Genomic DNA, 9739 nt, shown 5'->3' on the forward strand with positions numbered 1-9739 from the left:
CTTTCGGTGGTCGTTGCGCCGGCCATATCAGCACTCACTCGGTTTGGTCTCGTTCGGTGGGATGGCAGCACAGGCCTCCGCGAGTGCATCTCGAAGTTGCTCGTTTTCTTGTCGGAGTTGTTCGTTCCTTGTCCGTAGTTCGCTGACATCAGATTCGAGCCGGTTCACTTCGTCGCTCAGTTCGTCCACGTCCTGCTGGAGGTCGTCGCGCTCCGCGCGCAGGTCCTGGTTGGTGGATTCGAGGTTGTTGGCCCTCGTTTGCAGCTCCTGATTCCGGTCTTCCAAGGTTTCGACGCGACCCTCCAGCTCTTGGACGCGATTCTGGGCGGCTTGGAGGTCCTGCCGGGTCGAAGACAGTTCGTCTTCCGTCGACTCTAGCTGTCCCTCGGTCTCTTCGAGATTCTCCGACACCTGCCCGACGTCGCTCCGGGTGGTTTCGAGGCTCTCGTTCAGCTCGCGCAGGCGTTCGCGCGTCGCTTGGAGCTCCTGTCGCGTCTCTTCGAGGTCCTCGCGCAGCTGTTCGTTCCGCTGTTCCAGGTCGCTGTTCTCGGAGTCGAGTTGCTCGACCGACTCTTGGTAGTAGAGCGTCGCACCTGCCGTGCCCGCGACGGACACGCAGACGAGGAGGGCGAGCGCCAGATTAATCGACCGACCGATGAGGCTCATGGGAGACCACTCTCCCTGCTCGTACGCCCGTTGTACACTTGAAGCCGCCGGACGACCACCTCGGTCACGAAGAGGAGGAGCGCGGCGACCACGAACGCCCAGTCCCACGTCTGCCGAACGTCTCGGACGCGCGTCGACTGCTGGCGGGCGAACGCGGCGATTTGGGCGGTCTGCCCGCGGTCGAATCGCTGCCCGCCCGTCGACCGCACGGCCTCGGTCAGCGCCGTCGACGTGCCGAAACCCGCGTACTCCGCGTGGGCGTTCGCGGCGTACGTCGCACCCGCGGCGTCGTGGAAGCCGACCTCCGTCGGCGTCACCTGCGCCCGATAGACGCCGTCGTCGACGGCGCTGAACGTGAGGGTCGTCCCGCTCGGCGGGCGCTCGCCGCGGTAGACGACGGTCGTCGGCTGGCCGATGCGAGTGTCCGACACGTCCGTCACGCCCGAAGCCTTGCGCTCGGGGTCGCCGATGGCGTAGTTGACCGACTTCGAGACGAGCAGGGAGTCGGGGCGCTGGAGCAAGCCGTCGAGGCCGCCGTCCGAACCGTACGTGGTGATGGTGGCGACCCGCCCCAGTCCGTACCGCCACGAGGCGACAGCGGGCGTGCCGTCCGGCGTGGCGACGAGGAAGTTCGCGCCGGGGCGCATCGACACGTCGTTGACCTGCCCGGGGTTGGATTCGAGCGTGACGCCGCTGGTGATGAAGTGACTCGAATCGACGACGGTGAGGCCATCGCCCTGGAACTGGCGGCTCCCGCCGCCGAACAGGAGTCGCAGGCGGTCCGTCTCGTTGGCGCGGAAGTAGTTGCCGCCGGACTCCTCCGCGACCCGCCGGAGGACGCGTTCGTTGACGTTCCGTCCGGCGCCGATGGCGACGACCTGAATCCCCTGCCGGCCGAGCGTGCTCGCCACCACGTCCGACCGACTCTCCGTGTCGGCGCCGTCGCTGATGAGGATAATCGTCCCGCGCTGGCCGCCGAGCATCTCCTCGGCGCCACGGAGGCCGTTGGCGATGTTGGTTGCGCCGCCCGCCCGCAGTCGGCGGATGCGGTCCTCGACGGTGTCGCGATTCTGACTCAGGGTGGCTGGCTCGACGACGCTGTACGCCTGGTGGTTGAAGCCGACGACGCCGACGGTGTTCTCGTCGTCGAGCTGCGAGAGGGCGTCGAGGGCGATGGCTTTCTGTACCTCCATGCCCGTCCCTGCGCTCCCGGAGACGTCGACGAGCATGACGATGCGCGCGCTCCCCGGCGTGGACTCGCCGAACGTGACTGGGAGCGTCGCGGCGATGGAGGAGTTGGCGTAGCCGCCGTTCTCGAAGCTGTTGGGCCCGCCGGCGACCAGCAGTCCGCCGCCGTCGATGACGAATCGCTGGAGTTCGTCCACGTTCCCCATGTCGTCGGCGGCGACGTTCTGCACGACGACGGCGTAGTAGGGGTCGAGGTTCGACGGCACCGACTCGGCCGTCTCCACGTCGTAGAGTTCGTTCAGATACGGTTGGAGGGAGTAGTTGCCTCGCGAGACGTAGAGGATTCGGGGTTGTTCGACGACGCGGACGGTCTTCAGCGCCCGGTCGTTCTGCGAGTACACGTCGTCCCCGTCGATTTCGGCCGTCACTTCGTGGTCGCCCGTCGACTCGAAGGTGTGGTCGACCGAGACGCTCCCCTCGCCCTCGGCAATCTGTTCCGTGGCGACCGGTTGTCCGTCGATTTCGACGCTCACCGTCACCGGATTGCTGGTCTGGACGCCCTCGACCTGCACCAGAAAGCTGCTCTCGACGCCGACGCTGGCCTTGCTCGGTCCGGACACCGTGACGTAGCGTTCGGTCCGGGTCGGGTCGGTCCGGACGGTGCTGATGGTGGCGTTGAGCGACCGAGCGAACTCCGTCGTCTCCGTCAGGCGCTGGCCGCCCGTCACCTGCCCGTCCGAGACGACGACTACCGATCCGTTCTCGCGGAGGTTGGCCGCGATACCGTCGCCGACGCGGGAGTTCGTCCCCTGACCGATAGTCGACACCGTCACCGGGACGCCCTCACGTTCGATGTCGGCCGCGAGTCCCTCCGCGTCGACGGGCGAGACGGCCATGCTGTCCGAGCGGTCGACGAGCAGCGAGACCGAGGGGTCGCCCTGCGTCTCCATCGTGACGACGGTGAACGGTCCCGCCGCGGCGACGACGAGGAGCGTCGCCATCACCACCCGGGAGGCGAGGAGGAGGCGCCGGCTCCGCGTCGACGCCGTCCCGCGCACCCGGTAGCGAACGAGCAGGACCAGCGCGGCGATGACGACGGGAAGCGCCAGCAGTAGTAGGGGGCGCTCGACGCCGACGACGGTGTCACCGACCGTCGTCCGCACCGCCTGCAACGCCACCGACATCACAGGTCACCTCGCCTGCGGAGATAGGCGATTTCACCCACGGCGACGAGGAGGCCGACGAGGGCGACGAGTGGCGTCAGCGGCCGCGGTACCTGTCGGTCCTCCTCGCGGGCGGTCACGCCCGTCTCCTCGGTCCGGTCGTCGAGCGACTCGGCGGTGACGTTCGACTCCGTCTCGCTGTACAGCGAGACGCCGACGCGGCGACTGGGAGTCGTGTAAAAGCCTGCCTGATCGAGCGAGACGACGGTCGATTCGACGGTCCCGTCCGGCGTCTCGACGCGCGTCTCGCTCGCGAACTGGAGGCGCGCGCCCGTCTCTCGGTTCAGCGACGAGAGGGGTTCGCGACCGGCGAGATAGAACGTCGCCCGCTTCCAGAAGACGGGGTACTGGTAGTTGAAGCGGAACGGGTCGTCGTTCACGACGTAGCCGTAGTAGAGGACGCGCCCGCCGTCGCGGGACTGGGTGGCCACCAGCGGCGTCCCGTTCCCGGTGGTCACCAGCGGCGTGCCGGCCTGGAGCGTCCCCCGTTGGTAGCGCTCCGGCGGCGGGAAGTCGACCTCCCGCGTGAGTTCGTCGGTCGCCACGCGGCCAATCGAGGGGTTGGTGCCGACGCCGGACGGCGACAGGAGACGGAGGTCGGCGAGCGCGCTCGGCGGCGAATCCTGTGCGAGGACGCCCACGCCGCCACCCGATTCCACCACGTCGCGGCCGGCCTCAACGTTCCCCCGGAGGAGACGTTCGGCGTCGAGATTGCTGTAGAGGATGACGTCGTAGTCGTCCTCGATGGTCGTCGGCGGTTCGTCGACAGTCAGACTCACCTCGTCGATGACCGAGAGCGCGGCCGCGAGATACCGGTTTCGGTCGTTCGTGAGGAGGAGGACGTCCACCGTCGGGTCGGCGGGCGCGGCGACGAACGCCGTGTCGTCGGTGGGGAAGTCGTCGCCGGGCGAGAGGCGCGCCTCTCCGCCGCCACCGGGCACGGCGAGGGTCACGCGTTCGACGTCGCCCGGGCCGAGCGTGACCGAGCGCTGTCGGCCACCCAGCGTCACCGTCCGGGTGACCTGTTGGGTGCCGTAGTTCTTCACCGAGAGCGTCACCTCGTTCCCGGAAAAGGAGCGGTCGACGATGCCGACGTTGCCGGCGCCGCCCTCGGCGAACTGACGCAGGTCGACGACGAGGCCGCGGGCGCGGGCGGACCGGACCGCGTCGGTCCAGCCCGTGTCGTCAGCGAAGTCGCTGAGGACGACGATTCGCGCGTTCTCGCCCGCGATGGACGCCGCCTGCGAGATGGCGGTGCCGAGGTCGGTCGGCGTGTCGACGACCGAGAGGCCGTCGAGGGTGCGGTCCACCTCGTCGCTCCCGCCCGAGCGGAGGGCGATTCGACTCTCGGCGCCGGCGAAGACCACGGCGTTGGTGCCGGTCGTTGAGTCGCGGGCGGCGGCGACGGCGTCGTCGAAGCGCGTGCCGTCGCCGGTGTCGACGCCCATGCTCGCGCTCCCGTCGAGGACGATGACCGTCTCCTCGACGGTCTGACTCTCCGAGACGGTGACGTAGGGACCCGCGAGCGCCGCCGCGAGGGCGACGACGACGAGCAGTTGCAACAGGAGGAGGAGACTGCGCCGGAGGCGTTCCAGCAGCGGGTTCGACGCGTCGCGTTCGTCTTCGTCGAGCAGGAACTGGAGCGTCGGGAGTTCGACCCGTCGGGGGTCGGGTTGGACCAGATAGAGGACGACGATGGGGACTGCGGCCAGCAGGGCGACCAACCCCAGCGGCGAGAGAAAGACGTCTGCGAGGGCCATGTCCGCAACTCGGTGTCACTCCGTATCCATCTTTCGCCGCCCTCGGGCGAAACACGCACTCCTCGGCCGAGTCGTGGCACCATCGTTCCACACGGATACTGACGCGTGAGCAAACCCTTTTACTGAGGCTCCCCACCCTCACGTATGGACGCTAAACGGGAGCTAGTCGATTTGCTTCTCGACGACGCTCGTGAGGACACCGAAACCATCGCTCGACAACTCGGCCGCTCGCAGGAGGAGGTCGAGGAGATGCTCGAAGAGCTCGAATCCGACGGCTCGATTCTCGGCTATCAGCCCGTCGTCGACTGGAGCAAGGTCGACGAGGACCACGTCACCGCGGAGGTGGAGCTCAACCTCGAACTCGACCGCGACACCACCTACGCCGAAGTCGCACGCCGCATCACGAAGTTCGACGAGGTCACTGCACTCCACCTCGTCTCGGGTGACTACGACTTCGACGTGACCGTCGAGTCCGAGTCGATGCGCGCCGTCTCCATGTTTGTCTCCGAACAGATCGCACCGATTCCGGAGGTTACGCAGACGGTGACGCACTTCGTCATGAAGACGTACAAGAACCGTGGCATGGAGTTCACCGAACGCGACGACGACGACCGGCTCTCAGTCTCGCCATGAAGCTGTCGGAGCGAGCCAGAGATACGCCCCCGTCGGGCATTCGTCGGTTCTTCGAACTCGCGGAGGAGATGGACGACGTCATCTCGCTGGGCGTGGGTGAACCCGACTTCAGCGCGCCGTGGAAAGCGCGGGCCGCCGCCATCCACTCGCTGGAGCGCGGACGCACCTCCTACACCACCAACCGCGGGATGTACGAGCTCCGCGAGGCCATCTCGGAGCACGTCACGCGCTACGACCTCGACTACGGCCCGGACGAGGAGATTCTGGTGACGACGGGCGCGAGCGAGGCCGTCGACCTGGCGCTCCGCGCTGTCGTCGACCCTGGCGACGCCGTGGCCGTCCAGTCGCCGGCGTACATCTCCTACGGCCCGGGCGTGCGGTTCTCGGGCGGCGAACCCCTGCCCGTCTCCACGCGTGTGGAGAACGACTTCGTGCTCACCTACGACGACCTGGAACGGGCCGGCGCCGCCGACGCCGAGGTGCTGATGATGTGTTACCCCAACAACCCGACTGGGGCCACGGCCACCAAGGACGAACTCGCCGAAATCGCGGAGTTCGCACGCGAGCACGACCTGACGGTGCTCTCCGACGAAATCTACGCGGGGCTCACCTACGAAGGCGAGCACACGTCCATCTCGACGCTGCCCGGAATGCGAGAGCGCACCATCGTCTTCAACGGGTTCTCGAAGGCCTACGCGATGACGGGGCTGCGACTCGGGTACGCCCTCGGGCCGAGCGACGCCATCGACGCGATGAACCGCATCCACCAGTACACGATGCTCTCGGCACCGACGACGGCGCAGTACGCCGCGCTCGAAGCCCTGCAGACGTGTGACGACGACGTGGTCGATATGCGAACGCAGTACGACCGTCGCCGCCGGTTCGTCATCTCGCGGTTCCGCGACATGGGCCTCGACTGCTTCGAGGCGACGGGCGCGTTCTACGCGTTCCCCGAGGCGCCCTACGACGACGAGCAGTTCGCGGAGGACTTGCTCCACGAGAAGGGCGTCGCGCTGGTTCCGGGACGCGTCTTCGGCGAAGAAGGCTACGGTCACCTCCGCGTCTCCTACGCGACGGGGATGTCGGAGTTGAAGGAAGCGCTCAACCGCATCGAGGCGTTCCTCGAGGAACGCTGAGCGGCGGCGTGACCACGCCCGAATATTACGGCTGATTCTGTGATAAGAAGTATTATTTGTCGGCGTTCCGTTCGGACAGTTGATGGTTGCGGGTGGCGGGATGGGGCCTGACGACGAGGGCGTTAGCTTCGCGCACGCTCTTGCGACGCTGAAAGAGCAGGGGAGCGCGCTGCTCGTCGTCGGCTCGGTCCCCGAGGAGATGTTCGCCGACGCATCAGCGACGATGCTGGGCGACCCGTCCGCCGACCCGCCGCGACGACGACTCGTCGTGACGCCGGAGCCGAATCAGGTGAACGGCGTGAGTCGACTCCGCGAGACGGGGCCGCTGTCCTCCGAATACGCTCGTCTCGTCACGCGTGGCGAGGCGGCGCGGTCGGCGGCTGCCGACCGTCCGCTCGACCAGGTGTCTCCCCGGACACACGTCGTCGACGGCACGGTCTACGAACTCGGGAGCACGATTGCAGAGGTTATCGACGAGTTCGACTTGTTCGCGGGTGGCCTCGCGCCCGCGGAGTTCCGCATGGCCTTCGACTGCCTGCCGACGCTCCTCTCGACGTACGGACGCGAGGCGGCCTTTCGCTTCCTGCACCTCACGATTGCACAGGCACGGGCCGTCTCGGGACTCGTCCACTTCCGACTGCCGCGGGCGCTGGATTCGGAAATCGTCCGGCTGTTCCAGCCGCTGTTCGACGCGACGGTCGAACTCCGTATCGACGGGGGTAATCTCGACCAGCGCTGGCACTTCCGTGACCGTGACCTCACGTCCGACTGGCTCCCGATTGACCGCTCGACGTGATGGAACGAACCAGCAATACGCTTTTGTACACGACGACTGACGTACAGGTACGATGAGTCGGACCGAGCGGTCGGCGTCGGACCGCTCCGAGACGGAGCAGGACACCCTCGAAGTCGCGTTCTCGCCCCTCGACGACCGGCCGGGCCTGATGGTGTCGGACCTGATAGAGCGCAATCAGTTCCGACTGTTCACCGACCGGCCCGTCTCCCCGACGCCCGCCGCCACCGATGACCACCGATTCCCCGTCGACGCCGCGGTGACGGTCGACGCCGCGTCCATAACCCTCCCGACCGTCGTCTCGGTCTACGTCCGCGACGAGACGGGCACCATGCTCGCCGAGACGGAACACTCCGCCCACGAGGAGTTCCCCCACGGCACGTACAGCCTCGAACTCTGTGGCCCCATCAAGATGTATCTCCGCGTCGAGGGGGCGGTCACCGTCTCCTCGGACGTAACGCGAACCCACATCGAGTTCGACGGCACGCGCGAAGTCGGGGTCGGTGCCCGCTCTCACCACGAGGGACCGGCGGCGACGCTCACCACGACCGAGGACCCACTCGACGTGATGACCGCCGTCTCCACGTTCTCCTCGGCGCTGAAGACCACCTCGCCCGAGCGGTCGTATCCGACACTCCGGGGGCATCCGCCGCTGGTCGAACTCGGCGAGCGACTCCACGTCCCCGACGGCGTCGACGCCCCCGACACGGGCGTCAGACTCGAACTGCCGCCGGAGTACGAGTCCATCTACGTGGCCGCGCCGCTCGCGTACTACGTCGCGGCGGACGTGGTCCCCGGCGACCGACCGCGCTTGGTGACCGACGACGGCTTCGAACACGACCTCGACACCGTTCGTGGCTTCGAGACGGAGGTAGAACGCGTCCTCAAGCAGACGTTCTTCCTCGACTGCGTGACGCGAACGGAGGGGTACTACTCGGTCGACCTCCACGAACGCGAGGCCATCGAATCGTCGCTGGACCTCGATTTCGAATGGCTGTACGACCAGCCGCTGGCGACGCAACTGGCGGAGTATCTCTCCGTCCCCTTCGGGGCCGTGGAGGACGAACTGCCGGAGTGGCGACTCACGTCGCACGTCGCCCCCGACCCCGAGAACGTCGAACTCCTGCCCTTCGTCACCAACGACCTGGCCGTCGTGCGGACGCCCCAGAGCCAACCGGAGCCGAGTTCGGAAGTCCAGACGACGGCCGCGAACGAGTTCTTCCGCGACGCTGCCTTCACCCGAAGCGCCGCGGCCGACGACCCCACGCGCTCGTACGTCCAACCCGAGGCAGCGGACTCGCTCGAACAGTCCTGGGTCGGCGACGGCGCCCCCATCGGCGCGAGCAAGGCCACGACCAACGCCTTCTACAACCGCTTGGACCGCACCCCGGCCGACGGCGACATCGGCATCACCGTCGTCTGTAACGACCTTCGGATGGCGGACGAACGCGACATCGTCGACGAGGTGTACGCCTCGCGGGACGAACTCCCCTTCGAGGTCCAGGTCCATCACGACCTGACGCGGGCAGAACTCCGCGAGGTGCTCTCGGCGGAGGCCGACCTCCTCCACTACATCGGACACATCGACGGCGAGGGGTTCGAGTGCGCCGACGGCAAACTCGACGCGACGACGCTCCGGGCCGCCGGGCCGGACGCCTTCCTACTCAACGCGTGTCAGTCCTACGAGCAGGGGTCGGCCCTCATCGAAGCCGGCGCCATCGCCGGCATCGTCACGCTCTCGGACGTCATCAACAGCGGCGCGGTCCGGATGGGCCGGATGCTTGCCCGCCTCCTCAATCGGGGCTTCACCGTCGGGAGCGCCCTTGAAGTCGCTCGCGACGACTCAGTCATCGGCGACCAGTACACAATCATCGGCGACAGTAGCCTGTCGCTGGCCCGGACGGACGGCGGACCGCCGAACGTCTGCGTGGTTCGGCGGTGTGGCGGCGACCAGTACGAACTCGACTGGCAGACTCACCCCTCGACTCGCGTCGGGATGGGGAGTATGGTGATGCCGTGGATAGACGACGAGGACCAGTATCACCTCTGGTCTGGCACCTCGAAGACGTTCGAGATGACACGCGAGGAGGTACAGCAATTCCTCTCGCTCGAAACAGTACCGGTGAAAATCGACGGCTCGCTGGTCTGGAGCGACGAACTCGACTTCTCGAAACTTTAGGGACCGGAGACGGCGCCGCCGTTGCCGTCTGCAGTGTAGGGACCGGAGACTGCTCCCCCGTTGCCATCAGCTGTGTACGGGCCCGAGACAGCGCCGCCGTTACCATCAGCAGTGAACGGACCTGAGACAGCGCCGCCGTTGCCATCAGCCGTGAACGGACC

The 9739-nt window shown here is 67.2% G+C and carries 7 protein-coding genes; 4 read left to right on the forward strand and 3 right to left on the reverse strand.

Translation table 11 applies throughout. From position 1 onward, the window contains the following. Positions 1-27: 27 nt before the first annotated feature. From BLU18_RS00225 to BLU18_RS00235, 3 genes are read right to left on the reverse strand one after another with little or no spacing between them, the layout of a single operon-like run. Entirely contained in the window at positions 28-666 is a 639-nt protein-coding gene (locus tag BLU18_RS00225; RefSeq protein ID WP_092629676.1) for a chromosome partitioning protein, read from the reverse strand. Then, positions 663-3038: a VWA domain-containing protein gene (locus BLU18_RS00230; protein WP_092629679.1), complete on the reverse strand. Its 2376-nt coding sequence runs from the start codon at positions 3036-3038 to the stop codon at positions 663-665. Before BLU18_RS00230 ends, BLU18_RS00225 begins: the two co-directional genes overlap by 4 nt. Beyond that, the gene (locus tag BLU18_RS00235) at positions 3038-4837 is read right to left on the reverse strand and encodes a vWA domain-containing protein (protein ID WP_092629681.1); all 1800 of its coding nucleotides are present in this window, start codon (positions 4835-4837) and stop codon (positions 3038-3040) included. The genes BLU18_RS00230 and BLU18_RS00235 overlap by 1 nt, the downstream gene beginning before the upstream one ends. A 144-nt stretch (positions 4838-4981) precedes the next feature. On the opposite strand from BLU18_RS00235, the gene BLU18_RS00240 reads away from it, so the two are divergent. The 4 genes from BLU18_RS00240 to BLU18_RS00255 all read left to right on the forward strand — a co-directional run bounded on the left by BLU18_RS00240 (position 4982) and on the right by BLU18_RS00255 (position 9578). Beyond that, positions 4982-5470 (forward strand): Lrp/AsnC family transcriptional regulator, encoded by a 489-nt coding sequence (locus tag BLU18_RS00240; protein ID WP_092629685.1) that lies wholly within the window; start codon positions 4982-4984, stop codon positions 5468-5470. Then, positions 5467-6606 (forward strand): pyridoxal phosphate-dependent aminotransferase, encoded by a 1140-nt coding sequence (locus tag BLU18_RS00245; RefSeq protein WP_092629688.1) that lies wholly within the window; start codon positions 5467-5469, stop codon positions 6604-6606. Before BLU18_RS00240 ends, BLU18_RS00245 begins: the two co-directional genes overlap by 4 nt. 82 nt (positions 6607-6688) lie before the next feature. Beyond that, entirely contained in the window at positions 6689-7402 is a 714-nt protein-coding gene (locus BLU18_RS00250; protein WP_092629691.1) for a DUF7504 family protein, read from the forward strand. Positions 7403-7454: 52 nt separating this feature from the next. Beyond that, the gene (locus BLU18_RS00255) at positions 7455-9578 is read left to right on the forward strand and encodes a CHAT domain-containing protein (RefSeq protein WP_092629694.1); all 2124 of its coding nucleotides are present in this window, start codon (positions 7455-7457) and stop codon (positions 9576-9578) included. Positions 9579-9739: the final 161 nt, after the last annotated feature.

The organism is Haloplanus vescus, from assembly GCF_900107665.1.
Lineage (GTDB): Archaea > Halobacteriota > Halobacteria > Halobacteriales > Haloferacaceae > Haloplanus > Haloplanus vescus.